This window comes from Streptomyces sp. NPDC058274, assembly GCF_042881375.1.
GTDB lineage: Bacteria > Actinomycetota > Actinomycetes > Streptomycetales > Streptomycetaceae > Streptomyces.
The window spans coordinates 24,420-48,664 of record NZ_JBHVXW010000010.1; the positions used below are offsets into that span (position 1 = coordinate 24,420).

Consider the following 24,245-nt stretch of genomic DNA (forward strand, 5'->3'; position numbering starts at 1 on the left):
CGCCGTATTGCCGTATCGCCGTATCGCTATGTCGATGACCGGTGGCCCACCGCCTCCGCGTACAGCGAGCGGTCCACCGCCTTCGACTCCGGGACCGGAGCCCCCTCGGAGACGCCCGCCGCGCGGTACGCGGACTGGAGGCGGTCCGTGGTGCCGGCGCGGATCTCCCAGTCCATGCGGAGGGACGGGGTGGAACGGAGGACGGAGGGGTCCGTTTTCAGGAGCTTCGCCAGGGATGTGACGAAGGTCTCGTCCTTCTTGTAGTCGCCGGCGAAGTACGTGTTGACCGTGCGGATGTATGCGCGCAGGAGCGCGACCCCCGCGTCCACGTCGTCGTGCAGGAGCGTACGGCCGTAGAGCATCCCGCCCAGTGGCTCACCGGCGGGCTGGCCGCCCAGGAAGGCGAACCGGGAGTCGCCGTCGACCTTGCGCCAGACCGGATCGAGCAGCCAGGCCGAGTCGACTCCGCCGTTCTGGAGGGCGGTGAGGACGTCGGCGGAGCCCAGTTGCTGGAACTGGATCTTCTCCAGACCGCCGCCGTGCCGGGCCAGGGCCTTCTCCATCGGGTACGCGATCACGGACCCCTTGCCGATCATCGTGCCCATCCTGCGGCCGGCCATCCGGACGTCCGCCGGCTTCTCGCCGTCCTTCAGCCGCACCCACAGGCCGCTCTTCGACGCGGGGTCCGGCGAGAAGTTGCCCGCGACCCACTTGATGTCGAAACCGCCGTTGACGCCGTTCATCACGGCGGCCTCGGGGGCGGCCCACAGGGCGTCGATGTCGCCCTTGGCCAGCAGCGGAAGGGCGTCGGGCGTGGGCAGCACCTTGAGGGCGACGTCCAGGCCCTCCTTCTTGAACTCGCCCTTGTCCACGGCTACTTGGAGGGGTGCCACATACTCGGCGCTCAGCGTGCCCGTGGCGATGGTCAGCTTGCGGGACTCGGCGAGGGGGTGCGGTGCCGGGGCCCCGGGAGAGCAGCGGGCCGGCTTGCGGTCCGAAGAGAGGTCGGCCGGGTCGGTCCACGCGGACGTGCCGCAGCCGGACACCGCCTCGACGGCGCGCGGCGCGGCCGGACCGTCGTCCGCTCCCGAACTCCCCGAGTCCTGCCGCGAGCAGCCCGCCGAAGCGAGCAGCGCCCCCGCGACCAGCAGCACCACATTGCCGTACACACGTCTCATGACTGTCCCCGTCCCCGGTCCCTCGGCGCCCATGGGGTGAGCAACCGGCCGATGATGCGCACCAGTTCGGAGAAGACGACCCCGAGCGCGGCGACACAGACGATCCCGACGAACATCACGTCGTTCTGGAAGAGCGCGCGGGAGTCGAAGATCAGATGCCCCAGGCCGTTGGTGGCCGCGATCTGCTCCGAGGCGACGATCACGAGGACGGCCACGCCCGCCGCGATCCGGGCGCCGACCAGGACCGCGGGGAGCGAGGCGGGGAGCAGCACATGCCGGAACATCTGCCAGGGGGAGGCCCCGAAGACCTGTCCCGCCTCGCGGTACCCCTCGGGTATCGCGACCACGGCGGACATCGTGGAGATCCACACGAAGAAGAACACCGTGGCCGCGACCAGGGCGATCTGCGGGCCCTCGCCCAGGCCGAACATGTTCAGGAACACCGGCAGCAGCGCGAGCTTCGGCACGACGTACAGGGCGTCGAGCAGGGGCTCCAGTGCGGCCCGTACGAGGGCAAGGGATCCCATCAGCAGGCCCAGGACGTAACCGGCGGCCGTGCCGACCGCGTACCCGGCGAGGACGCGTTGGAGGGTGGCCCGGACATCCGGCCACAGGTCGCCGGCCGCGGCCCGGCCCCAGCCGTCGACGAGGATCGTGGACGGCGCCGGGTAGACGCGGTCGTCGATCCAGGCCAGGGTCGCCGCCAGTTGCCACAGCAGGACCAGGGCCAGCGGGACCGCGATCGCGAGGGCGAGTTCGAGCGTGCGGCGCCGGCGGTGGGTGCGTACGGGGTTCAGCTCCTGGGGGCCCGGGCGGCGGACCAGGACCGATTCGCCCGGGGAGTCGACGACCGTCGTCATGCCGGCACCGCCTCCTTGCGCAGCAGGTCCCACAACTGGCTCTTCAGGGCCGTGAATTCGGGGGTCGCGCGGACGTCGCCGGTGCGGGGACGGGGGAAGGGCGGGCGGTGTTCGGCGATGATGCGGCCCGGGCGGGCGGACATCACCAGGACGCGGTCGCCGAGGACGATCGCCTCTTCCAGGCTGTGCGTGATGAAGAGGGTGGTGGTGCGGGTCGCCTGGGTGAGGTCGAGGAGTTCGTCCTGGAGGATGGTGCGCAGCTGGGCGTCCAGTGCGGCGAACGGCTCGTCCATCAGCAGGATTTCGGGCTCGACCGCCAGCGCGCGGGCGATCGCCACCCGTTGGCGCATCCCGCCGGAGAGCGTCGCCGGGTAGGCGTCGGCGAAGTCGGCCAGGCCCATGCGGGCCAGCCAGTCGGCCGCGCGGGCGTCGGCCGCGCGGCGCGGGACGCGCTGGATGTCCAGGCCGAAGCGGACGTTGGCCTGGACGGTCTTCCAGTCGTAGATGCCGTAGTCCTGGAAGATCATGGCGGCCGGGCGGGGACCGTGGGCGCGGATCTCCAGCCGCCCCGAGGTGGGCCGGAGCAGGCCCGCGGCGATGCGCAGAAGCGTGGACTTTCCGCAGCCGGAGGGGCCGACGATGCAGACGAACTCGCCGGGGGCGACGGTCAGGCCGAGCGGGCCCAGGGCGTCCACCGCCCGGGAGCCCCGGCCGAAGGTGCGGGTCAGGTCGAGGGCGCTGAGTTTCGGGTGCGGGTCTCCCACGGGGTCTCCTCGCGGAGTGCGGTACGGACTGGTGGGTGCCGCCGACCATATGACGGCCCGTCAGATTCGGGAAGTCCGTACGCAACAGAAAGCCCCGGCACCTGGAGGTGGCGGGGCTTTCGAGGGCTCGGAGGGCGGTGTCAGGCGGCCGCGCAGTTCGGGCAGACGCCGCGGTAGGTGACCTCGACGTCGGACACCTCGAAGCCGAAGCGCTCGGAGTCCGGGAGGTCGGCGAGCGGATTGCCGCTCGGGTGCACGTCACGGATCGCGCCGCACTGGGCGCAGACCAGGTGGTGGTGCGGCCGGTGCGCGTTCGGGTCGTAGCGCTTGGCGCGCTTGTCGGTGGCGACTTCCAGCACCTCGCCGAGCGAGACCAGCTCGCCCAGGGTGTTGTAGACGGTCGCCCGGGAGATCTCGGGCAGCTTCACGACGGCGCGGGCGTGCACCTCGTCGGCCGTCAGGTGCACGTGATCGCCGTCGAGGACCTCGGCCACGACACGGCGCTGCGAGGTCATCCGCCATCCGCGGCCGCGCAGACGTTCCAACAGGTCACTCATGCGACCCAGCTTAACAGCAAGGGGACCAGTTCCCGAATGGGTGTGACTTTGGAACCTCACTTGACTTGGACAAAGTCCAATGTAGGATCGATCCTGGGATTGGCCCGTGGACAGGACTGGCAGGAATGACGCAGGAGGCGCACGTGACGCAGGGACCGCTTACGACGGAGGCCGGCGCGCCGGTGGCCGACAATCAGAACAGCGAGACCGCGGGCGTCGGCGGGCCCGTCCTCGTCCAGGACCAGCTGCTCCTGGAGAAGCTCGCGCACTTCAACCGTGAGCGGATCCCGGAGCGCGTCGTCCACGCCCGGGGCGCCGCCGCGTACGGCACCTTCACGCTGACCCGTGACGTCTCGCAGTGGACCCGCGCGAAGTTCCTCTCCGAGGTCGGCAAGCAGACCGAGACCTTCCTGCGGTTCTCGACGGTCGCCGGCAACCTCGGCTCCGCCGACGCCGTGCGCGACCCCCGCGGCTTCGCGCTGAAGTTCTACACCGAGGACGGCAACTACGACCTCGTCGGCAACAACACCCCGGTGTTCTTCATCAAGGACGCCATCAAGTTCCCCGACTTCATCCACACCCAGAAGCGCGACCCGTACACCGGCTCGCAGGAGGCGGACAACGTCTGGGACTTCTGGGGGCTCAGCCCCGAGTCCACCCACCAGGTGACCTGGCTCTTCGGCGACCGCGGCATCCCGGCCTCGTACCGCCACATGAACGGGTACGGCTCGCACACCTACCAGTGGAACAACGAGGCCGGCGAGGTCTTCTGGGTCAAGTACCACTTCAAGACCGACCAGGGCATCAAGAACCTGACGACCGAAGAGGCCGTCAACGTCTCCGGTCTCGACCCCGACTCGCACCAGCGGGATCTGCGGGAGTCGATCGAGCGCGGTGACTTCCCGTCCTGGACCGTGCAGGTGCAGATCATGCCGGCGGCCGACGCGGCCACGTACCGCTTCAACCCGTTCGACCTCACCAAGGTCTGGCCGCACGAGGACTACCCGCCGGTCGAGATCGGCAGGCTGGAGCTCAACCGCAACCCGCAGAACATCTTCGCCGAGGTCGAGCAGTCGATCTTCAGCCCGGCCCACTTCGTCCCGGGCATCGGTCCCTCCCCGGACAAGATGCTCCAGGGCCGCCTCTTCGCCTACGGGGACGCGCACCGCTACCGCGTCGGCATCAACGCCGACCACCTGCCGGTGAACCGCCCGCACGCCACCGAGGCGCGCACCAACTCGCGTGACGGCGCTCTCTACGACGGCCGGCACAACGGCGCGAAGAACTACGAGCCGAACAGCTTCGGCGGGCCCTTCCAGACGGACCGGCCGCTGTGGCAGCCGACGCCGGTCACCGGTGTCACGGGCAACAGCGAGGCTCCCGTGCACGCCGAGGACAACGACTTCGTCCAGGCGGGCAACCTCTACCGGCTGCTGTCCGAGGACGAGAAGGGCCGCCTGGTCGACAACCTCGCGGGCTTCATCTCCCAGGTCTCGCGCGACGACATCGCCGAGCGCGCGATCAACAACTTCCGCCAGGCGGACGCCGACTTCGGCAAGCGGCTGGAAGCCGCGGTCCAGGCCCTGCGCCCCCTTCGCGCCTGAACCGGCGCCGCTCTCGCGGACGTGATTGCTCGCCGTGGGGGTTCCTCAATTGATGGTTGCGGTCTGATACGGCGCCTGTGCGGACTCGTCCGCACAGGCGCCGTGGCGTGTCAGCCCGTCAGGCCGGTGCGTGCTGACGGACCGGAGCCCAGCAGCGGATGATGTCGCGGACCGAGACGATCCCGACCGGACCGCTCGCGTCGAGCACGATCAGATGCCGGAAGCCGCCGTGCGTCATGGCGGCCGCCGCGTCCTCCAGGGTCCAGGCCGGGGCGGCGAACACGACATCGGTGGTGGTGTGGGCGCCTGCGGTCTCACTGTCCGGATTCTGGCCCAGGGCCAGCGAGTTGAGGATGTCGCGCTCGGTCAGGATGCCGAGGCCGCTGGACTCCTCGTCGAGGACGACGGCCGCGCCGACGCGGCGCGCCGACATCAGCCGGGCCGCCTGGCGGAGGGTGTGTGCCGGGCCGATGGTGAGGACCACCGTGCTCATGGCGTCGCGGACGAGCATGGGATGGAGCCACCTCCTTGGTGAAGCGCCAAGAGAAGCGATTCACAAGTTCACAAGTGGGGGGACTCTCAGGGTGGCAGTTAAAGGGAGGGTCAACAAGGGGGCGCGTGAGGTGAGTTCAGGGGCGCCCGGGCATCACCGGTGCGGCCGGCGGCCGGTGGGTACCCCTGGACGGGTGCGGCCGGTGGCCGGGTCGGTACCCCTGGACCGGTGCGGCCGGCGGCCGGGTCAGTACCGCTGGTTCAGATAGCCGAGCAGCTCGTCGTGGAGGATGCCGTTCGACGCGGCCGCGTTGCCGCTGTGCGGGCCCGGGCGGCCGTCGAGGCCGGTGAAGGAGCCGCCCGCCTCGGTCACGACGATCGCGTTCGCCGCCATGTCCCAGAGCGACAGCTCCGGCTCGGCACAGATGTCCACCGAGCCCTCGGCCACCATCATGTACGGCCAGAAGTCGCCGTACCCGCGGGTGCGCCAGACGGCCTTCGTCAGGTCCAGGAAGCCGTCGAGCCGCCCCTGGTCCTCCCAGCCGGTCAGCGAGGAGTACGCGAACGAGGCGTCGGCCATCCGGGAGACCTGGGAGACCCGCAGCCGGGACGCGGCGGAGAGGCTGCGGCCGGTGAACGCGCCATGGCCCTTCGCGGCCCACCAGCGGCGGCCGAGCGCGGGCGCCGAGACGACCCCGACGACGGGCTGGTAACCGCCCTCGCTCGCCTCCATCAGGGAGATGAGCGTGGCCCACACGGGCACACCGCGGACGTAGTTCTTGGTGCCGTCGATCGGGTCGATCACCCAGCGCCGCGGGCCCGTGCCCTCGATGCCGTACTCCTCGCCGAGGACCGCGTCGCGCGGCCGCGCCCGCTTGAGATGGCCGCGGATGAGCTCCTCGGCGGCCTTGTCCGCCTCGCTCACCGGCGTCATGTCCGGCTTGGTCTCGACCTTCAGGTCGAGCGCCTTGAACCGGTCCATCGTCGCGGCGTCGGCGGCATCCGCCAGGACGTGGGCGAGGCGCAGGTCATCGCGATAGTCGGGCATGGGTGAACCGTATCTGCCGCGTTCGGGCAGCGGCCACACGGCCCGCGAGATCTTCGCGGCGCGCGACCACGGGGCGCACACCCCCAGCACCGCCGCGAACCCTTGACAGTGCCCCCGCCCGCGTCAAATCTGAGTCGCAGAGCCGCTCGCCCCTAGGAGGCGAAGATGCCTGCAGCGCGGGAATCCCTACTGGATGCCGCTTTCACGGCGCTCGTACGCCGCTCCTGGTCCACCGTGCGGATGGTGGACGTGGCCGCCGTGGCCGGTGTGTCGCGCCAGACGCTCTACAACGAGTTCGGCAGCAAGGAGGGGCTCGCGCGGGCGCTGGTCCGCCGGGAGGCCGACGGCTATCTCGCGGGCGTTGAGCGCGCGCTGGCCGCCCACCCCGATCCGCGTGAGCGCCTGGTCGCCACAGCCGAGTGGACCGCCGCGACGGCCCGTGACAACGCGCTCGTACGAGCGATGCTCACCGGCTGCTGGAGCGAGCGGCTGCCGGCGCCGACGCTCTCCGCGGTGCGGTCCTCGTCCCCGGTGCCGGCCCAGCGTCGGGCCGACGGGCCGCTGCCGTCACCGGCCGACTTCGTGACGCTGGTGCGCGACCGGGCCGTCGCCGCGCTGTCCGGTCCCGGCACCACCAGGACGGACGCGGCCGAGCTGGCCCGCTCCTGCGAACTCGTCGTACGGCTCTCGCTGTCCTGCGTGGCGGCGCCGCCGGGGGACGGCGGGGTCACGGACCTGGTGAAGGCCGCGCTGACCCCGCCGCATCGCGCCCTGGGGCCTACTTCTTGAGCCAGCCGACCTTGGTGTAGTCGGTGTCCGCGAGGCCTTCGGCGCCGTAGTTCGCGAGGTCCTTCTGGACCGCGACGATCTGCGGGCGCTGGTAGAGCTCGATCGAGTGGCCGAGCTTCCAGATCTTGACGTCGGCTTCGTTGTAGAGCTTGATCGCCTCGGCCTGGTCGGTGGTCTGGCCGGCCTTCTTCAGCAGCGTGTCGATCTCCGGGGAGCCGACCGAGCCGAAGTTCTGGAAGAGGTTCTTGCCCTGGGGCTGCAGGAAGACCGGGGTCAGCATGGTCAGGTAGACGGCGTCGACGTTGCGGAAGCTGGTCAGGTCGAAGTTGCCGGTGTTGACGAACTTGTTGAAGTAGTCGTTCGCCGGGACCTTCTTCAGGTTCAGCTTCACACCGGCCACCGCGAGCTGCTGTTGGACCAGCTGCGCCTGGTCGACCTGGGCGGTGCTGCTCCCCGAGCTCAGCACGTAGTCGAGGCTGAGCTGCTTTCCGCCCTTGGTGCGCGGCTTGCCCTCGCCGTTGTCCTTCCAGCCCGCCGCGTCGAGCAGCTTCTTCGCCTTGGCCGGGTCGAACTTCCCGTACTCACCCGAATTGGCCTGGTAGCCCTTCTGGTTGGGCATGAAGAAGTGGTTGTCGAGCGGCTTCAGCTCGAAGGAGAGGTCCTTGCTGAAGGTCGAGTTGATCCCCTTGCGGTCGATCGCCGCGCCGATCGCCAGGCGTACGTTCACGTCCTTCAGCGGGCCGCGCCCGCCGTTCAGCGTGATGTGCACCTCGTCCCAGCGGGCACCGCGCCTGATGTCCGTGTTCGGCGCCTTCACCAGCTGCTTGTAGTCCTCGGGCAGCAGCGCGGTCGCGAAGTCGATCTCCTTGTTGAGGTACGCGTCCGTGAGCGCCGTGAAGTCGAGCACGCGGAAGACGATCGCGTCCAGCTTGGGCTTCGTTCCCCACCACTTGGGGTCGGGGACGGCCGTGATGGTCTGCGCCGTCTTGTCGTACGTGCCGATCTTGAAGGCGTTTCCGGTGACCGGGACCTTCTCGGTCCACGCTTTGTTGAACTTCTCCGGGGTGTCGATGTACGCCGCCGGGTACAGCGGGTCGAACAGCCGCTGCCAGTCCGCGTACGGCTTGTCGAAGGTGACCTTGACGGCGTGCGCGTCCTTGCCCTGCTCGACCTTGGATATCTGGTCGTAGCCGGAGGTGTCGGCGGCCTCGTAGTCCTTGTCCGTGCCGTTCAGGGCCTTCCACTGGGCCTGGAAGTCCTTCCAGCTCAGCGACTTGCCGTCGGACCACTTCGCCTTGGGGTTCAGCTCGTACTCGATGACCTGCGGGCTGGTCGAGGTCACCTTCGCGGAGAGCAGGAAGTTCGGGTTGGCGTGATGTGCGCCCTTGGCGTCGGAGTCGAACAGGTCGGGCAGCAGGAGCTTGGCGATGTCCGAGGAGTCGCCCTGGCTGCCGTCCACGGTGTTGGCGTTGTACTGGGAGATCCACTGGGTGATCGGGAACTTCACCTGACCGCCCTGCTTGAGGTCGCTCAGCGGGTGGACGTTGATGTCCTGCCCGTCGGCCTTGGGCGCGGCCGCCTTCCTGGATTCCGCGCCGTCGTCGGAGGAACCGCAGCCGGCGACCACCAAGGTGGCCGACAGGGCTGCGGCGAGGGCGGTGACTGCGGATCTGCGCATGGTTCTGCTTCCTCCGGTGGGCTTCGGGTCGCGAAGCTTGTTGTCAGGTGGCGAGGCCCGGGTGGGCTTCGGGTCGCGAAGCTCGGTGTCAGGTGGCGACGCCCGGGCTCGGTTCGCGAAGCGCGGGCGTCGGGCTGCGCAGACGGTACGGCGATCACCTGGCCCGCAGGAGGCGAATTCCGGCCTTGTCATGCACTCTTCGTACGGCTGCAACAGAAGACGGCCAAGCTGATCGAGGACACCGACGACCCTTCGGGAGGACAGCACCGTGGCCGCCTTCCTGGCCAGACGCCTGGGCTATTACGCCGTACTGCTCCTGGCGGCCGTCTGCCTCTCCTATCTGCTGGCGTCGCTCGCCCTCGACCCGCGCGCGTACTACGAGGGCCGCCAGCCCCCACTCTCGCCCACGGCCGTGGACCATCACCTCACCGCGCTCGGCGTCAACGACCACCAGCCGCTGCTCGGCCGCTTCCTGCACTGGGCGGGCGGGGTGCTGCACGGGGACCTCGGGGAGACGATCGACGGCACCTCGGTGGGTGCCGAGTTCGGCCGCCGGATCGGGGTGAGCCTGCGGCTGCTGCTCATCGGCACCCTGGCCGGCACGGTGCTCGGCGTCCTCGGGGGCGCCTGGACCGCCGTACGCCAGTACCGGCTCTCCGACCGGCTGCTGACCCTGGGCTCCTTCGTGCTCCTGTCGACCCCGGTGTTCCTGCTCGCCGTCCTGCTCAAGACCGGCGCCATCTGGTTCAACCAGGAGACCGGCAGCGATCTCATCCAGTTCACCGGCGAGAAGAGCCCCGGTGTGGACTCCGGCTTCTGGACGGTCCTCAAGGACCGCAGCGTGCATCTGCTGCTGCCCACCATCTCGATCGCCCTCGGCGCCATCGCCGGCTACAGCCGCTACCAGCGCAGCACCATGCTCGACGTACTCGGATCCGACTATCTGCGGACCGCGCGGGCCAAGGGGCTCGGCCGCCGGGCGGTGCTGCTGAAGCACGGGCTGCGGACCGCGCTGATCCCGATGTCGACCTACTTCTCGTACGGCTTCCTGGCGTTGTTCACCGGGGCCACCTTCACGGAGACGATCTTCGGGTGGCACGGCATGGGGGAGTGGTTCGTGTCGTCGATCGGGAAGAACGACGTCAACTCGGTCGTCGCCGTCAATGTGTTCGCCGCCGTGACCGTGCTGCTGTCCGGCTTCCTCGCGGACGTGCTGCACGCCGCGCTCGACCCGCGCATCAGGCAGGCGTCATGACCACCACCCCGGTCGTCGAGGCCGTCGCACCGGCGGTACGCCCGGTGGGGCGCGGGTCCGTGGTGCTGCGCCGTTTCGTACGCAATCGCGGCGCGCTGGCCGGCGCGGCCGTCCTCGTGCTGCTGTTCCTGCTGGCCTTCGCCGGGCCGTACGTCACTCCCTGGTCGTACAGCCACATCGACTACACCGCGCTGCGGTCGGGGCCGAGCGCCGAGCACTGGTGGGGGACCAACCGGATCGGGCAGGACGTGTTCGCGCAGACCGTGCGGGGACTGCAGAAGTCCCTGCTGATCGGGCTGCTGGTGGCCGTGTTCTCGACCGGCCTCGCCTCGCTCGTGGGCGCCTGTGCCGGGTACTTCGGGGGCTGGACCGACCGGCTGCTGATGTTCTTCGTGGACCTGCTGCTGGTCTTCCCGTCCTTCCTCATCATCGCGATCATCTCGCCGCGGCTGCGCAGCGGCGGCTGGTTCGCCTTCGTGGGACTGCTCGCCGTCTTCGGATGGATGATCACCGCGCGGGTGGTGCGGTCGATGACGCTGTCCCTCAAGGAGCGCGAATTCGTGCGCGCGGCACGGTTCATGGGCGTCGGCCCGTTCCGGATCATCTGGCGGCACGTGCTGCCGAACGTGGCGTCGTTCCTCATCATCGACGCGACCATCTCGGTCGGCGGCGCGGTGATGAGCGAGACCGCGCTGTCGTACTTCGGCTTCGGTGTGCAGGCGCCCGACGTGTCGCTCGGCACCCTGATCGCCTCCGGGACCGGCGCGGCGGTGACGTACCCCTGGATGTTCTTCTACGCGGCCGGTCTGCTCGTGGTGTTCGTGCTGGCGGTGAACCTGGTGGGCGACGGGCTGCGGGACGCCCTGGACCCGACCTCGCGCCGCGGTAAGAAACCGGACCCGGCCTCCCGCCGCGGAAAGAAAGGGGCCGTCCGGTGACCCCGGTGCTCGAAGTGGCCGGTCTGGACGTCGACTTCGACGGCCGGCCCGCCGTCCGTGACGTGGGGTTCTCGCTGGCCCGGGGCGAAGTCCTCGGCCTGGTGGGGGAGTCGGGCTCGGGCAAGTCGGCCACCGCGCTCGCCGTCCTCGGGCTGCTGCCCGACAACGCGGCCGTACGGGGATCCGTCCGGCTCGACGGGCAGGAGCTGATCGGCGCGGGCGAACGGGAGCTGACCCGGATCCGGGGCAGCCGCGTCTCCATGGTCTTCCAGGACCCGCTCTCCGCGTTCACCCCCGTCTACCGCATCGGCGACCAGATAGCCGAGGCCGTACGGGCCCACCAGGACGTGTCCCGGGAGCGGGCGCGGGAGCGGGCCGTCGAACTGCTCGACCTCGTCGGCATCCCCGAGCCGGCCGTACGGGCGCGGGCCTTCCCGCACGAGTTCTCCGGCGGTATGCGCCAGCGCGCCATGATCGCCATGGCGATGGCCAACGAACCCGACGTGATCCTCGCGGACGAGCCCACCACCGCCCTCGACGTCACCATCCAGGCCCAGGTGCTGGACGTGCTGCGCACGGCCCGGCGGGAGACCGGCGCCGCCGTCCTGCTGGTCAGCCACGACCTCGGGGTCATCGCGGGGATGGCCGACCGGGTGGCCGTGATGCACGAGGGACGGGTGGTCGAGTCGGGCACGGCCGACGAGGTCTTCGCCCGGCCGCGGGAGCCGTACACGCGGAAGCTGATCGGGGCGGTACCCCGGCTGGACGACGCCCGGCCCCGCACCGAACTCCCCGCGGGCGAACCCGTGCTGAAGGTCCGCGGACTCACCAAGACCTACCCCCTCCTCAAGGGCAGCGCTTTCAAACGGCGGGTCGGGAGCGTGTACGCCGTCGACGGCATCGATCTCGACATCCGGCGCGGTGAGACCCTCGCCCTCGTCGGCGAGTCGGGGTCCGGGAAGTCGACGACCCTCTTCGAGCTGCTCGAACTGGCCGTCCCCGAGGGCGGATCCGTCGAGCTGTTCGGGCAGCGCCTCGGCACGCTCGGCACGTCCGGGCTCAGGGCGCTGCGCCGTCGGCTGGGGATCGTCTTCCAGGACCCGATGGCCTCGCTCGACCCGCGGATGCCCGTCGGCGACATCATCGGCGAACCGTTGCGTACCCAGGGCGCCGACCGCGCCACGGTGGCCCGCCGGGTCCCCGGGCTGCTCACCCAGGTCGGCCTCGACCCGGCGCACGCGGAACGCTTCCCGCACGAGTTCTCCGGCGGCCAGCGCCAGCGCATCGCCATCGCCCGGGCGCTGTCGGTCGAACCGGAACTGCTCGTGCTGGACGAGCCCGTGTCCGCCCTCGACGTCTCCGTCCAGGCCGGCGTCCTCGATCTGCTGCACCGGCTGAAGACCGAGCTCGGGCTCGCCTACCTCTTCGTCTCCCACGACCTGTCCGTCGTCCGGCACATCGCGGACCGCGTCAGCGTGGTCTACCTCGGCCGCAGCGTCGAGGCGGGCCCGGTCGAGGAGGTCTTCGAGCGGCCCCGGCACCCGTACACCCAGGCCCTGCTGTCCGCCGTACCGCTGCCCGACCCGGAGCGTGAGCGGGCCCGGCAGCGCACCCGGATCCTGCTGGCCGGGGACCCGCCGAGCCCGACCCGGCGCTACGAGGGCTGCCGGTTCCGGGCCCGCTGCCCGCTGTACACCTCTCTCGCCGAGGAGGAGCGCAAGCGGTGCGCCCACGACGTGCCCGTCCTCGAAGGGGACGGGGCCGCCTGCCACTTCGCGCGGGTGCGCGAGGTGATCTGAGCGAGGCGTCCGGGACCGGAACTCAGTGGGCCGAGCCCGACAGTTGAAGCCCGATCACACCCATGATCACAAAGCTGATGGAGACGATCTTCAGAACCGAGACCAGGTCGCCCAGGAAGATCATTCCGTAGATCGCGGTGCCCGCGGCGCCGATGCCGGTCCACACGGCGTACGCGGGGCCGACGTCGAGCTTCTTCAGGGACAGGGTCAACAGGCCGAAGCTGCCCAGGGCGAAGACGCAGAAGGCGACCGTCGGCCAGAGTCTGGTGAAACCGTGCGAGAGCTTCAGACAGACGGCGAAGCCGGTCTCCAGGAATCCGGCCACAACAACGAGCAGCCACGCCATCTCTTGTCCTCCCGCGTCTCCACGTTGACGTGCTTCCCGTTGACTGCTTCGTCCGGCTCGGATCCGGCTTGGTGCGATTATGCATTTACCGACTGGCCAGGGATGCAAACAACGCGGAGATCGCGCCGGGAACGGAACAGCCCGTGTCCCTCGCCCGTGTCCCTCGCCCGCGTCCCGCTCCCGCGTACTGACCAGCCGTCAGTCGCCCTCGTGCCGCTCCCGCGTGCTGAGCAGCCGGCGCAGGGAGTACAGCCGGGCCGGGTCCGCGTGACCGTCGGCCACCCACTGGTCGAGCGCGCAGTCCGGCTCGTCGTGACTGCACGCGCGCGGACAGCCCTCGGTACCGGGCTCCAGATCCGGGAAGGCCTTGATGACGCGGGACGGGTCCACGTGGTGCAGGCCGAAGGACCGGACACCCGGGGTGTCGACGACCCAGCCGGACGCACCGGGCAGCGGGATCGCGCGGGCCGAGGTGGTGGTGTGCCGGCCGCGGCCCGTGACGGCGTTGACGATTCCGGTGCTGCGCCGCCGCTCCAGCGACACCAGCGCGTTGACCAGGGTCGTCTTGCCGACACCGGAGTGGCCGACGAACGCCGTGATCTTGCCGTCCAGCTGCTTGCGCACCCGGTCCACGGCCTCGCCGCTCTCCAGCTCCTGGCGGCTGGTCACGACGTACGGGACGCCCAACGCCCCGTACATCTCCAGGAGTTCGTCCGGGGAGGCGAGGTCCGACTTGGTCAGCACCAGCAGGGGCTCGAGACCGCCGTCGTACGCGGCCACCAGACAGCGGTCGATCAGCCGCGGGCGGGGCTCGGGGTCGGCGAGGGCGGTGACGATCGCGAGCTGGTCGGCGTTGGCGACGACCACCCGCTCATAGGGGTCGTCGTCGTCGGCCGTACGGCGCAGCACGGAGCTGCGCGGCTCGATGCGGACGATCCGGGCCAGGGTGTCCTTCTCCCCGGAGAGGTCCCCGACGATGGCGACCCGGTCGCCGACGACCGCGGCCTTGCGGCCCAGCTCGCGGGCCTTCATCGCCATCACCACGCGGTCCTCGACGAGGCAGGTCAGGCGGCCCCGGTCGACGGTGACGACCATGCCCTCGACGGCTTCCTCGTGCTTGGGGCGGATGTTCGTACGCGGCCGGTTGCCCTTGCGGTTGGGGCGGCTGCGGATGTCGTCCTCGTCGGTGTGCTTGCCGTAACGGCGCATGATCCCGGTCCGCCCGTCAGTTCCCGAGCATTCCGGTCCACAGATCGGGGAAGTCCGGCAGGGTCTTCGCCGTCGTCGCCACGTTCTCGATCTGGATCCCCTCCACCGCCAGGCCGATGATCGCGCCCGCGGTGGCCATGCGGTGGTCGTCGTAGGTGTGGAAGATCCCGCCGTGCAGCCGGCGGGGGCGGATGTGGAGGCCGTCGGCGGTCTCGGTGACATCGCCGCCGAGTTCGTTGATCTCCTTGGTGAGCGCGGCCAGGCGGTCCGTCTCGTGCAGCCGCAGATGGGCCACGCCCCGGAGGGTGGAGGGGGAGTCGGCCAGGGCGGCGACCGCCGCGATACCGGGGGTCAGCTCGCCGACCTCGCCCAGGTCCACATCGATCCCGTGGACCGCACCCGAACCGGTGAACTGCAGACCGCGGTCGGTCAGTTCGCAGGAACCGCCCATCTCCGTGAAGATCTCCCGCAGCCGGTCGCCGGGCTGGGTGGTGCGCTCGGGCCAGTCGGGGATGAGGACCTTGCCGCCGGTCACCAGAGCGGCCGCCAGGAACGGCTGGGCGTTCGAGAGATCCGGCTCGACGGTCAGGTCGCGGCCGAGCAGCGCGCCCGGCGTGACCCGCCAGACATCGGGCTCACCGCCCGACTCGGGGGTGTCCACCTGGGCGCCGACCGCGCGCAGCATGTCGACGGTCATCCGGATGTGCGGCATGGAAGGAAGCCGGGAGCCGGTGTGCCGGACTTCCACCCCCTGGTTGAAGCGCGGACCGGAGAGCAGCAGCGCGGAGACGAACTGCGACGAGGACGACGCGTCGATCTCCACCGGTCCGCCGTCCAGGGCGCCGCCGCCCTGCACGGTCAGCGGCAGCGCGCCACGGCCGTCGTCGTCGATCCGGGCGCCGAGGACGCGCAGCGCGTCGATCACCCCGGTCAGGGGACGCTCGTACGACCGCGGGTCGCCGTCGAAGCGGATGGGACCGTCGGCCAGCGCGGCGACCGGCGGCAGGAAGCGCATCACGGTGCCGGCGTTGCCCACGTCGACCGTGGCCGGGCCCTGCAGACCGGAGGGGATGACCCGCCAGGCCTCGCCCGAACCGTCGGAACCGACCGCGACCGTGGAACTGGAGGAGACCGTCTCCTCGATGCCCACGCCCATCGCGCGCAGGGCACCCGCCATCAACAGGGTGTCGCGGGAGCGCAGCGGGCGGCGCAGCCAGCCGGGCTCGGAGGCGAGGGCGGCAAGCACCAGGGCACGGTTGGTGACCGACTTCGACCCGGGCACGTGGACCGTCGCGTCGACGGCTCCGCTCGCGTGCGGGGCGGGCCAGAGGGCGGTGTGAGCGGGGTTAACGGTCATGCGCCCTACTTTAGTGGCTGGCGATGGGCGCAGATCTTGATCAAAAGCGGCGAAATCCGAGCGAAACAGAGCGGTGGTGCGAGGCGTCCGCGCCCGCGTGCGCCCGCGCACCGCAGCGTCGGCGGCCCGGGCCGTGCCCGTCCCTCACACCTGCAGGAGCCAGCGCCCCCCGCCTATCAGAGAGCACACCGACACCGCGTGGAAGAGGAACAGCCACAGCCCGGCCGGCACGTGGGTGAGCCGGGACAGCTGGTCCGCGTCGGAGTCGCCCGCGTTGCCGCGGCTGCGCTTGGCCTGCAGCTCGAAGGCCGGCCGGACACCGCCGAGCAGCAGGAACCAGACCACGGCGTACGCGAACGCCGCCTGCACCTGGGGTCCGGCGAGCCAGGACACCACCAGGAACGTGCCGCCGGTGAGGACCACCGTGAGCGCGCCGTACGCATTGCGGATCATCACCAGCATCACCAGCAGCAGGGCCGTGGCCAGCCACAGCAGCGCGGTGATGTGGCCGGCGGCCAGCAGCGCGGCGCCGCCCAGGCCGAGCAGCGGCGGCGCGGTGTAACCGGCGGCCGCGGTGAGGATCATGCCGAGGCCGGTGGGCTTGCCGCGGCTGACGGTGAGGCCGCTGGTGTCGGAGTGCAGCCGGATGCCGCTGAGGCTGCGGCCGGTGAGCAGGGCGACCAGGCCGTGGCCGCCCTCGTGGGCGATGGTGATGGCGTTGCGCGAGAGCCGCCAGACGCTGTGCGGGACGATCGCCGCAAGCGCGGCGACCAGAGTGGCGATCACCACCCACAGGTCCGGGTCCGGCTGACCGCCGAAGACCTGGTCCCAGAGGCCGGCCAGCGAAGTGGATGCGGTGCTGTCCATTGTCGGCGGGAGCTCCCTCTCGTCACGCGGGATCTGGCAGTCTGGCACGTATGTGCGGACGGTATGCAGCGAGTCGTCGACCCGAGGATCTCGCGGGAATCTTTGAGATCGAGAAGTGGGAGCCCCAGGAGGAGGCTCTGGCACCCGATTTCAACGTGGCTCCGACCAAGGAGGTCTACGCGGTCCTGGACCGTCCCGTTAAGGACGCCGACGACCCCGCGCCGGTTCGCCAGCTGCGCACCCTCAAGTGGGGACTGGTCCCGTCCTGGGCCAAGACCCCCGAGGGCGGCGCCCGGATGATCAACGCGCGCGCCGAGACCGTGCACGAGAAGCCCTCGTACCGCCGCGCCTTCGCGGCCCGCCGGTGCATCATCCCGGCGGACGGCTATTACGAGTGGGTGACCGTTCCTGCCGAGCGCGAGCTGGAGGTCGAGGGCAAGAAGAAGCGGCCGCGCAAGCAGCCGTACTTCGTGACGCCGGCGGACGGCTCGGTCTTCGCGATGGCGGGCCTGTACGAGTTCTGGCGCGACAAGACGCTCCCCGACGACCACCCGCGGGCCTGGTGGGTGACCTGCTCGGTGATCACCACGGAGGCGGAGACCTCGCCGCTCGCGGTGGCTCCCGCCGAAGGGCCGCACGCGCTCGCCGACATCCACCCCCGGATGCCGCTGATGCTGACGCCGGACCGCTGGGACGACTGGCTGGACCCGGCGCGCACCGACGTCGACGACCTGCGCGAACTGCTCGCGGCACCGCCCGCCGGACTGATGCGCGCCTACCCCGTCTCCACGGCCGTCAGCAACGTCCGCAACAACGGACCGGAGCTGCTGAAGGAGCTGGAGGGGCCCGAAGAGGGCACACTCTTCTGACGTGACGGAGATCATTGAGACGGACGCCGGTACGGCCCGCATCACCTGGCACGAGGCGAAGAAGGCGCGGCTGGTCCTCGCGGTCAGCCACGGCGCGGGCGGTGGCATCGAGGCCCGCGACCTCCAGGCCCTGGCGCAGGCCCTTCCCGCGCACGGAGTGAGCGTGGCCCTCGTCGAGCAGCCCTGGCGGGTGGCGGGAAAGAAGGTGGCACCCGCGCCGAAGACGCTGGACGTGGGATGGCGGGGCCTGTGGCCGGCGCTGGCGGCGTCCGGCGTGCCGGTGGTCGCGGGCGGACGCAGCGCGGGCGCCCGCGTGGCCTGCCGTACGGCGACCGAGCTCGGCGCCGCCGCCGTCCTCGCGCTCAGCTTCCCGCTCCACCCGCCCGGCAGGCCCGAGAAATCCCGGGCGGACGAACTGCTCGGCAGCGGTGTGCCCACGCTGGTCGTGCAGGGCGGGAACGACCCGTTCGGGAAACCGGCGGAGTTCCCGGCGGGGACGTTCGAACTCGTGGAGGTGCCGTACGGCGATCACGGCTTCGCCGTACCGAAGAAGGCGCCCCTCGACCAGGGCGAGGCTGTGAAGATCGTCACTGACGCCACCGCGAAGTGGCTCACCTCACTCGGCTGAGACGTGACGCGACTCGGGTGAGACGTGACGCACCCGGCCCGCCGACGGGAATGTTGGCCGGGGGACCAATGTTGTGCGGATCAGACAGCACAGGCCGTGCTGAGCGTTCGTACGAGAGGAAGTCCGCCGCATGGGTTCGACCATCTGCCCGAGCCGTCGCAGCGCCGCTGACCTGGACTGGTCGGTTCTGCATGCGGCAAAGACCGGCCCTATTCGGGCGGCGGGCGGACCGGATCGTCGTCTATCCTCCGATTCTGGTGGGACCGGTTTCGGCCCTGCCCAGACTCTGGAGGAGGTGGGTCCGGTCACTGGGACCGACGCAGGGACCGATCACGGCCAGGCGGAGCAGCCCGAGGGCCAGGGCACGAGCGAGGCGACGACGGAATCCTCCGCCGAGCGCACCGCGCGCTTCGAGCGGGACGCGCTCGAATTCCTCGACCAGATGTACTCGGCCGCGCTGCGCATGACGCGCAACCCCGCCGACGCCGAGGACCTGGTGCAGGAGACCTACGCGAAGGCGTACGCGTCCTTCCACCAGTTCCGCGAAGGCACCAACCTGAAGGCCTGGCTGTACCGCATTCTGACCAACACCTTCATCAACTCGTACCGCAAGAAGCAGCGCGAGCCCCAGCGCAGTGCGGCCGAGGAGATCGAGGACTGGCAGCTGGCGCGCGCCGAGTCGCACATGTCGACCGGTCTGCGCTCCGCCGAGTCCCAGGCGCTCGACCACCTGCCCGACTCGGACGTCAAGTCGGCGCTGCAGGCGATCCCCGAGGAATTCCGCATCGCCGTCTATCTCGCGGATGTAGAGGGCTTTGCGTACAAGGAGATCGCGGACATCATGGGGACACCCATCGGAACGGTGATGTCCCGGCTGCACCGGGGCCGTCGCCAACTGCGCGGCATGCTCGAGGACTACGCCCGTGACCGCGGGCTGGTCCCGGCCGGCGCCGGAGAGTCGAACGAAGCGAAAGGCTCGGGCTCATGAGCTGCGGAGAGCCGCACGAGACGGATTGCAGTGAGGTCCTCGACCATCTCTACGAGTTCCTCGACCATGAGATGCCGGACGCGGACTGCACCAAGTTCGAGGTGCACTTCGAGGAGTGCTCCCCGTGCCTGGAGAAGTACGGCCTGGAGCAGGCCGTGAAGAAGCTGGTCAAGCGCTGCTGCGGTCAGGACGACGTGCCGACCGATCTGCGCGCCAAGGTCATGGGCCGCATCGACCTGATCCGTTCCGGACAGACGGTGCCCGAGCACGACGTGACCGCGACCGCGCAGGAGTCCTGAACCCCGGCACGCACCCTCCGCGGGTTCGCGGGGGCAGGCCCGTCCCGCACCCTCGGCCGGGACGCGGGAGCCGGCCGCCCGTCACCCGAATGTGCTAATCCGCGGGCTCTGAACCCGCGGATTCGCCCATTGCCACCCCCCTGCCACGCCCGCAGCTCTAGGCTCCGGAAGCCTGGACAGGGGGGAGGGGACGAGGATGGGGTCGATTCCGGCGTGGGCCCGTGTGTACGTGGCCTGTGTCGTCGTCGCGGCCCTGGCCGTTGTCGCCCCCGTGACGGCGATCCGCACACCGTGGTGGGCCATCGCGCTGCTGGCCGCGCTGTACGCCGGCTGCGAGCAGATCACCCGTTGCCGCTTCGTCGGCCACCGTGCCCCCAAGGGGATGGGCACCTTCTTCCCCGTGCTGCTGGCCGGGGCCTTTCTGTTGCCGCCGCCGGCCGCCGCGCTCGTCGCGCTGCCCGGCGCGCTCCTCTCCCGGGTCGAACAGCGGCCCCGTCGGCTGCGCCGGATCTGGCGCGCCGCCCAGCTCGCCCTCGGCATCTGGGCCGCCTCCCGCGTGCACTGGGCGCTGGGCGGCCGTGACGCGGTCGTCGCGCCCGACTTCCCGTACGCACTCTGGCCCGCCGGTCTCGCGGTGCTGGCGTTCTGCCTGGTCCTGACCGTCCTCGACGGCGGGATCCTGGCCACCGCCGAGCGGGTGCCGGTGCGCACCGCCTGGCGCGGACTGTTCCTGCGCTCCCTCGCGCCCGTGACCGTGCACGGACTGGCCGGGCTGATGATGGCCGTGCTGTGGCGCAGCCCGTACGGCCCGGTCGCGGCCCTGCTCGTCCTGCTGCCGATGTACGTCTCCTGCTGGGTGTTCGCCCAGTACCACCGTGAGCGGGCCGCCCACCAGGCCACCATCCGCGCCCTGGTGCAGGCCGTCGACATCAAGGACGGCTACACCCGCGGTCACAGCGAGCGGGTCGGGCAGGCGTCCATGATGATCGCCCGGGAACTGGGCATGGACGACGAGCGCGCCGAGGTGCTGCGGTTCGCCGGAATCCTGCACGACGTGGGCAAACTCGGCGTCCCCACACGGTTGTTGAGGAAGGACGGCCCGCTCACCCCGGACGAGCGGCGGATCATCGAGCTGCATCCCGAGTACGGCCACGAGATGGTCCGCGGGATCGGCTTCCTCGGGGAGGCGCGGTCGGCGATCCTGCACCACCACGAGCGGCTGGACGGGAGCGGATACCCGTACGGGCTGATCGGGCGGCAGATCCCGGAGTTCGCCCGGGTGGTCGCCGTGGCCGACGCCTTCGACGCGATGACGTCCACGCGGTCCTACCGGCGGGCCCGTCCCGTGCCGGTGGCCCTGGAGGAACTCGAACGCTGCTCGGGGGCACAGTTCGACCCGCAGATGGTGACCGCCCTGGTGCGGGCGCTGGGCCGGCACGGCTGGCATCCGGCGGTCACCGCGGACGAGCCGCCGGGCAGCCTGCCGGCCCTGCGCGACGGAGCGCAGGCACCCGCCGCGCCCCTGGCCGGTCAGTGGGAGGGCCGGCGCGACACCGCCGGCCGGAGAACGTCGTGAGCGCCGTCGGGGCGGGCCTCCCGCGGCCGGCGCGGCCCCCCTTCGCCCTCTCCCTCGTCCACGGTTCGGCCGCACTTCTCGCCGTCGTCGCACTGGCCGGCACCCTCTGGCAGGGCCTCGACGAGCGGGGCGTCGCCCTCGCCTTCGGGGCGCTCGTCGCCGTGGGCGAGCTCGCCCGCTGGAGCGGGACCGAGGAGCGGGAGTCCGCGCCGCTCGGGGCCGCCGGGGCCCTGGCGTACGCCCTGCTCGGCGAGAACGCGGGCCACCCCACGCACCACGGGGTGCTCCAGGTCGTCGCCGTGGTGGTCGCGGCCGTCCTCGTCGGCTCCGTGCCGCATGTCGCGCGGGGACGGGGACCCACCCTCGACCATCTCGCCCGGCGCGTCCTGACCGTCGCCTTCACCGCCGTCTGCTTCCAGCCCCTCTACAACCAGGGCAGGCTGCTGGAGTGGAACGGCCCCGCGTACGCCGTGCTCCTGGTCGCCCTGCTGGTGCTCACCGCGCTGTGCGACGCCGTGCTCGCGGCGGTGATGGCGCACTCCCGGACGCGCTGGCCCTTCGGACCGGTCCTGCGCGACGAGCTGCGGGCGATGCTCGGCGTCGGCTCCGCGGTGTGCGCGACCGGAGCCGTGATGTCCCTCGCGGTGGCGGTGGTGGGCCTGTGGGCGCTGCCCGTCTTCTCGCTGCCGCTGCTGCTCACCCAGATGTCCTTCCGCCGGTATGCCGCCGTGCGGACCACCTACCGGCAGACCATCGCCTCCCTGGCCCGTGCGACCGAGATCGCCGGCTACACGCCGGCCGGGCACGCCCGGCGGGTGGCGGTGCTCAGCCGGGCCGTCGGCCGGGAGCTCGGGCTCTCCGAGCCCGACCTGACCGTTCTGGAGTACGCGGCCCTGATGCACGACATCGGACAGCTCAGCCTCGTCGACCCGGTGCCGGCCGGGGCGACCGCCGCCCTCCCCACCGACGAGCAACGGCGGATAGCTCTCCTGGGCGGTGCCGTCGTCCGCCAGACCGGGGTGGACGCCGAGGTCGCCGTGGTCGTGGAGCGGCAGGCCGACCCGTACCGGGAGCAGCCCGTCAGCGCGCGGATCGTCCGGGCCGTGAACGCATACGAGGAGATGGCCAGGGAAGCAGGGCCCACAGGGCCGCTGACCGCCCTGGAGCAGCTGCGCCTGGCGACGGCCCGCGACTATCAGCCCGAGGTCGTGGAGTCGCTGGCCAGGGTGCTGTCCCGACCGGGTCTGACCTTGCCCCAGGCTGGGTAACCCATGGGTAATGAGCGCCCGTCCGACGGTACGTGGTTGGATGCGAGGAAGAGGGTGTTCGGGGGCACGGGCCAGCCCGGGGCTGCGCTGTCTCCAGGGGACTCTTCAAGGGACCGGCAGGCGGGAATCGCAAGGAACTGGCAGGCGGGAATCGTGAGGATCTTCGGCAAGGGACGACACCGGCCCTCCGCCTCATGGCGGCAGGCCACCGACCGCGCGTTCACGCTGATCGGCGACGGCCGGTACGAGGACGCGGGAGCGCTGCTGACCCGTGCCGCGGACCTGGAGCCCTGGCTGTCCGAGTCCTGGTTCAACCTGGCCCTGCTGCACAAGTTCCGGCACGACTGGGAGCAGGCGCGCGCGGCCGGGTTGCGTGCCGTGGCCCTGCTCGACCGGGAGACCGGCGCACCTGACTGGTGGAACGTGGGCATCGCGGCCACCGCACTCCAGGACTGGCCGCTGGCCCGTCGCGCCTGGCAGGCCTACGGGCTGCGGGTGCCGGGCGGTGCCGCGGTGGCCGGCGAGCCGGTCGGCATGGACCTGGGCAGCTCTGCCGTCCGGCTGTCGCCCGAGGGTGAGGCCGAGGTCGTGTGGGGGCGCAGGCTGGACCCCGCACGGATCGAGGTGCTGTCGATTCCGCTGCCGTCGTCCGGCCGGCGCTGGGGCGAGGTCGTGCTGCACGACGGGGTCCCGCACGGCGAGAGGACCACCGCGGCCGGACACGCCTACCCCGTCTTCGACGAGATCGAGCTGTGGGCGCCCTCACCCGTCCCCACCTGGGTCGTGCTCCTGGAGGCGGCCACCGAGGAGGACCGGGACGCCCTGGAGCGGCTCGCCGCCGACGCCGGTTTCGCGGCCGAGGACTGGTCGTCGTCCGTACGGCTGCTGTGCCGGATGTGCTCCGAGTCGCGGATGCCGTCCGACGAGGGCGACGGCGAGCATCTGGACCCGCACGACCACAGTGAGCCGGGCCACCCCGGGCCCCTGGGCCACCGCACCGACGGGCAGCTGTGGGTGCCCGAGCGGGAGTGCGGCCTGGCTGCGCCGGCGGCTCTGGTGCGTGGCCTGCTCGACGGCTGGGTCGCCGACAGCCCGGACTCCCGGGACTGGCGGGACCTCGAAGAGGTCTGTTAGCGCAGGGGTCCGCCGCAGCGCCCTTTAGGCTGTACGCGCAGAATCTCTCCACGTTGCAGGAAGGCATACGTCGGTCATGGCGCAGCAGGACACCGATCAGCAGCACACGGGCGTGCTCCCCGTGGACGACGAGGGCTTCGTCATCGACACCGAGGACTGCGAGGAGCGTGAGGCCGCCTACCGTGAGCGCGGTACCTCGCGGCCGATCACGGTCGTCGGGAACCCGGTGCTGCACAAGGAGTGCAGGGACGTCACCGAGTTCGGGGACGAGCTGGCGCAGCTGGTCGCCGACATGTTCGCCAGCCAGCACACCGCCGAGGGCGTGGGCCTGGCCGCGAACCAGATCGGCGTCGACCTGAAGGTGTTCGTGTACGACTGCCCCGACGACGACGGCAAGCGGCACACCGGTGTGGTCTGCAACCCCGTGCTCGTCGAACTGCCCGCCGACCAGCGCCGCCTGGACGACAGCAACGAGGGCTGCCTCTCGGTGCCGACCGCCTACGCGCCGCTCGCCCGCCCCGACTACGCGGAGGTCACCGGGCAGGACGAGAAGGGCAACCCGGTCAAGGTGCGGGGCACCGGCTACTTCGCGCGCTGCCTCCAGCACGAGACGGACCACCTGTACGGCTACCTGTACATCGACCGGCTCTCCAAGCGCGAGCGCAAGGACGCCCTGCGGCAGATGGCCGAGAACGAGCCCCGCTACCCGATCGTGGCGAACGACTGAGAGGTCGTCAGGGCC

At 70.9% G+C, this 24,245-nt stretch carries 24 protein-coding genes; 13 read left to right on the forward strand and 11 right to left on the reverse strand.

Translation table 11 applies throughout. From position 1 onward, the window contains the following. Positions 1-26: 26 nt before the first annotated feature. The 4 genes from ACFVYF_RS20790 to ACFVYF_RS20805 all read right to left on the reverse strand — a co-directional run bounded on the left by ACFVYF_RS20790 (position 27) and on the right by ACFVYF_RS20805 (position 3,359). The gene (locus ACFVYF_RS20790; protein ID WP_389457303.1) at positions 27-1,178 is read right to left on the reverse strand and encodes an ABC transporter substrate-binding protein; all 1,152 of its coding nucleotides are present in this window, start codon (positions 1,176-1,178) and stop codon (positions 27-29) included. Continuing rightward, positions 1,175-2,038, reverse strand: a complete 864-nt coding sequence (locus ACFVYF_RS20795) for an ABC transporter permease (RefSeq protein WP_389457304.1) — start codon at positions 2,036-2,038, stop codon at positions 1,175-1,177. Before ACFVYF_RS20795 ends, ACFVYF_RS20790 begins: the two co-directional genes overlap by 4 nt. Then, positions 2,035-2,802, reverse strand: a complete 768-nt coding sequence (locus tag ACFVYF_RS20800) for an ABC transporter ATP-binding protein (protein WP_389457306.1) — start codon at positions 2,800-2,802, stop codon at positions 2,035-2,037. Before ACFVYF_RS20800 ends, ACFVYF_RS20795 begins: the two co-directional genes overlap by 4 nt. 140 nt (positions 2,803-2,942) lie before the next feature. Beyond that, complete coding sequence (locus ACFVYF_RS20805) at positions 2,943-3,359, reverse strand: Fur family transcriptional regulator (RefSeq protein WP_389457308.1); 417 nt, start codon at positions 3,357-3,359, stop codon at positions 2,943-2,945. 125 nt (positions 3,360-3,484) lie between these two features. Between ACFVYF_RS20805 and ACFVYF_RS20810 the strand changes: the two genes are divergently transcribed. Continuing rightward, complete coding sequence (locus ACFVYF_RS20810) at positions 3,485-4,963, forward strand: catalase (protein WP_389457310.1); 1,479 nt, start codon at positions 3,485-3,487, stop codon at positions 4,961-4,963. A gap of 118 nt (positions 4,964-5,081) precedes the next feature. Here the strand turns inward: ACFVYF_RS20810 and ACFVYF_RS20815 are convergent, their stop codons facing one another. After that, complete coding sequence (locus ACFVYF_RS20815; RefSeq protein ID WP_389457311.1) at positions 5,082-5,474, reverse strand: cyclic nucleotide-binding/CBS domain-containing protein; 393 nt, start codon at positions 5,472-5,474, stop codon at positions 5,082-5,084. Positions 5,475-5,702: 228 nt separating this feature from the next. Then, on the reverse strand, positions 5,703-6,503 hold the full coding sequence (gene hisN, locus ACFVYF_RS20820; RefSeq protein ID WP_383279306.1) for a histidinol-phosphatase: 801 nt from the start codon (positions 6,501-6,503) through the stop codon (positions 5,703-5,705). Positions 6,504-6,668: 165 nt separating this feature from the next. Here hisN and ACFVYF_RS20825 point away from each other — a divergent pair, with 165 nt between their 5' ends. Continuing rightward, on the forward strand, positions 6,669-7,292 hold the full coding sequence (locus ACFVYF_RS20825) for a TetR/AcrR family transcriptional regulator (RefSeq protein ID WP_389457313.1): 624 nt from the start codon (positions 6,669-6,671) through the stop codon (positions 7,290-7,292). Here the strand turns inward: ACFVYF_RS20825 and ACFVYF_RS20830 are convergent. Then, on the reverse strand, positions 7,282-8,970 hold the full coding sequence (locus tag ACFVYF_RS20830; protein WP_389457315.1) for an ABC transporter family substrate-binding protein: 1,689 nt from the start codon (positions 8,968-8,970) through the stop codon (positions 7,282-7,284). The genes ACFVYF_RS20825 and ACFVYF_RS20830 overlap by 11 nt on opposite strands. A gap of 268 nt (positions 8,971-9,238) precedes the next feature. Between ACFVYF_RS20830 and ACFVYF_RS20835 the strand changes: the two genes are divergently transcribed. The 3 genes from ACFVYF_RS20835 to ACFVYF_RS20845 are packed head-to-tail and all read left to right on the forward strand — an operon-like array spanning position 9,239 to position 12,962. Further along, complete coding sequence (locus ACFVYF_RS20835; protein ID WP_389457316.1) at positions 9,239-10,225, forward strand: ABC transporter permease; 987 nt, start codon at positions 9,239-9,241, stop codon at positions 10,223-10,225. Then, on the forward strand, positions 10,222-11,163 hold the full coding sequence (locus tag ACFVYF_RS20840; RefSeq protein ID WP_389457318.1) for an ABC transporter permease: 942 nt from the start codon (positions 10,222-10,224) through the stop codon (positions 11,161-11,163). Before ACFVYF_RS20835 ends, ACFVYF_RS20840 begins: the two co-directional genes overlap by 4 nt. Further along, positions 11,160-12,962 carry a dipeptide ABC transporter ATP-binding protein gene (locus ACFVYF_RS20845; RefSeq protein WP_389457320.1) on the forward strand — a complete coding sequence of 601 codons (1,803 nt, stop codon included), beginning with the start codon at positions 11,160-11,162 and terminating at the stop codon, positions 12,960-12,962. Before ACFVYF_RS20840 ends, ACFVYF_RS20845 begins: the two co-directional genes overlap by 4 nt. Positions 12,963-12,984: 22 nt before the next feature. Here ACFVYF_RS20845 and ACFVYF_RS20850 read toward each other — a convergent pair whose 3' ends face one another. The 4 genes from ACFVYF_RS20850 to ACFVYF_RS20865 form a co-directional block, all read right to left on the reverse strand. Further along, complete coding sequence (locus ACFVYF_RS20850; protein WP_383279324.1) at positions 12,985-13,308, reverse strand: DMT family transporter; 324 nt, start codon at positions 13,306-13,308, stop codon at positions 12,985-12,987. Between the two features lie 198 nt (positions 13,309-13,506). Further along, complete coding sequence (gene rsgA, locus ACFVYF_RS20855; RefSeq protein ID WP_389457322.1) at positions 13,507-14,517, reverse strand: ribosome small subunit-dependent GTPase A; 1,011 nt, start codon at positions 14,515-14,517, stop codon at positions 13,507-13,509. 16 nt (positions 14,518-14,533) lie between these two features. Further along, positions 14,534-15,874 (reverse strand): 3-phosphoshikimate 1-carboxyvinyltransferase, encoded by a 1,341-nt coding sequence (gene aroA / locus ACFVYF_RS20860; protein WP_389457324.1) that lies wholly within the window; start codon positions 15,872-15,874, stop codon positions 14,534-14,536. Positions 15,875-16,018: 144 nt separating this feature from the next. Then, positions 16,019-16,741 carry a M50 family metallopeptidase gene (locus ACFVYF_RS20865; protein ID WP_389457326.1) on the reverse strand — a complete coding sequence of 241 codons (723 nt, stop codon included), beginning with the start codon at positions 16,739-16,741 and terminating at the stop codon, positions 16,019-16,021. 50 nt (positions 16,742-16,791) lie between these two features. Here ACFVYF_RS20865 and ACFVYF_RS20870 point away from each other — a divergent pair, with 50 nt between their 5' ends. The 8 genes from ACFVYF_RS20870 (at position 16,792) to def (ending at position 24,230) form a co-directional block, all read left to right on the forward strand. After that, on the forward strand, positions 16,792-17,610 hold the full coding sequence (locus tag ACFVYF_RS20870; protein ID WP_389457328.1) for an SOS response-associated peptidase: 819 nt from the start codon (positions 16,792-16,794) through the stop codon (positions 17,608-17,610). A gap of 1 nt (position 17,611) precedes the next feature. Beyond that, entirely contained in the window at positions 17,612-18,238 is a 627-nt protein-coding gene (locus tag ACFVYF_RS20875; RefSeq protein WP_389457330.1) for an alpha/beta family hydrolase, read from the forward strand. Between the two features lie 295 nt (positions 18,239-18,533). After that, positions 18,534-19,226: an RNA polymerase sigma factor SigR gene (gene sigR / locus ACFVYF_RS20880; RefSeq protein WP_389457332.1), complete on the forward strand. Its 693-nt coding sequence runs from the start codon at positions 18,534-18,536 to the stop codon at positions 19,224-19,226. Further along, on the forward strand, positions 19,223-19,525 hold the full coding sequence (gene rsrA / locus ACFVYF_RS20885; protein ID WP_383279345.1) for a mycothiol system anti-sigma-R factor: 303 nt from the start codon (positions 19,223-19,225) through the stop codon (positions 19,523-19,525). Before sigR ends, rsrA begins: the two co-directional genes overlap by 4 nt. Before the next feature lie 196 nt (positions 19,526-19,721). Next, the gene (locus ACFVYF_RS20890; protein WP_389457334.1) at positions 19,722-21,101 is read left to right on the forward strand and encodes an HD-GYP domain-containing protein; all 1,380 of its coding nucleotides are present in this window, start codon (positions 19,722-19,724) and stop codon (positions 21,099-21,101) included. Further along, positions 21,098-22,369: an HD-GYP domain-containing protein gene (locus ACFVYF_RS20895; protein WP_389457336.1), complete on the forward strand. Its 1,272-nt coding sequence runs from the start codon at positions 21,098-21,100 to the stop codon at positions 22,367-22,369. The genes ACFVYF_RS20890 and ACFVYF_RS20895 overlap by 4 nt, the downstream gene beginning before the upstream one ends. 153 nt (positions 22,370-22,522) lie before the next feature. Further along, the gene (locus ACFVYF_RS20900; RefSeq protein WP_383279353.1) at positions 22,523-23,503 is read left to right on the forward strand and encodes a tetratricopeptide repeat protein; all 981 of its coding nucleotides are present in this window, start codon (positions 22,523-22,525) and stop codon (positions 23,501-23,503) included. Positions 23,504-23,579: 76 nt separating this feature from the next. After that, entirely contained in the window at positions 23,580-24,230 is a 651-nt protein-coding gene (gene def / locus ACFVYF_RS20905) for a peptide deformylase (RefSeq protein WP_389457338.1), read from the forward strand. Positions 24,231-24,245 lie beyond the last annotated feature (15 nt).

Coding starts and splice junctions, on each gene's coding strand:
- ACFVYF_RS20790 (WP_389457303.1), bottom strand. CDS start 1,178: ATGAGACGTGTGTACGGCAATGTGGTGCTGCTGGTCGCGGGGGCGCTG.
- ACFVYF_RS20795 (WP_389457304.1), bottom strand. CDS start 2,038: ATGACGACGGTCGTCGACTCCCCGGGCGAATCGGTCCTGGTCCGCCGC.
- ACFVYF_RS20805 (WP_389457308.1), bottom strand. CDS start 3,359: ATGAGTGACCTGTTGGAACGTCTGCGCGGCCGCGGATGGCGGATGACC.
- ACFVYF_RS20810 (WP_389457310.1), top strand. CDS start 3,485: ATGACGCAGGAGGCGCACGTGACGCAGGGACCGCTTACGACGGAGGCC.
- ACFVYF_RS20815 (WP_389457311.1), bottom strand. CDS start 5,474: ATGCTCGTCCGCGACGCCATGAGCACGGTGGTCCTCACCATCGGCCCG.
- hisN (WP_383279306.1), bottom strand. CDS start 6,503: ATGCCCGACTATCGCGATGACCTGCGCCTCGCCCACGTCCTGGCGGAT.
- ACFVYF_RS20825 (WP_389457313.1), top strand. CDS start 6,669: ATGCCTGCAGCGCGGGAATCCCTACTGGATGCCGCTTTCACGGCGCTC.
- ACFVYF_RS20830 (WP_389457315.1), bottom strand. CDS start 8,970: ATGCGCAGATCCGCAGTCACCGCCCTCGCCGCAGCCCTGTCGGCCACC.
- ACFVYF_RS20840 (WP_389457318.1), top strand. CDS start 10,222: ATGACCACCACCCCGGTCGTCGAGGCCGTCGCACCGGCGGTACGCCCG.
- ACFVYF_RS20850 (WP_383279324.1), bottom strand. CDS start 13,308: ATGGCGTGGCTGCTCGTTGTTGTGGCCGGATTCCTGGAGACCGGCTTC.
- rsgA (WP_389457322.1), bottom strand. CDS start 14,517: ATGCGCCGTTACGGCAAGCACACCGACGAGGACGACATCCGCAGCCGC.
- aroA (WP_389457324.1), bottom strand. CDS start 15,874: ATGACCGTTAACCCCGCTCACACCGCCCTCTGGCCCGCCCCGCACGCG.
- ACFVYF_RS20865 (WP_389457326.1), bottom strand. CDS start 16,741: ATGGACAGCACCGCATCCACTTCGCTGGCCGGCCTCTGGGACCAGGTC.
- ACFVYF_RS20870 (WP_389457328.1), top strand. CDS start 16,792: ATGTGCGGACGGTATGCAGCGAGTCGTCGACCCGAGGATCTCGCGGGA.
- rsrA (WP_383279345.1), top strand. CDS start 19,223: ATGAGCTGCGGAGAGCCGCACGAGACGGATTGCAGTGAGGTCCTCGAC.
- ACFVYF_RS20890 (WP_389457334.1), top strand. CDS start 19,722: ATGGGGTCGATTCCGGCGTGGGCCCGTGTGTACGTGGCCTGTGTCGTC.
- def (WP_389457338.1), top strand. CDS start 23,580: ATGGCGCAGCAGGACACCGATCAGCAGCACACGGGCGTGCTCCCCGTG.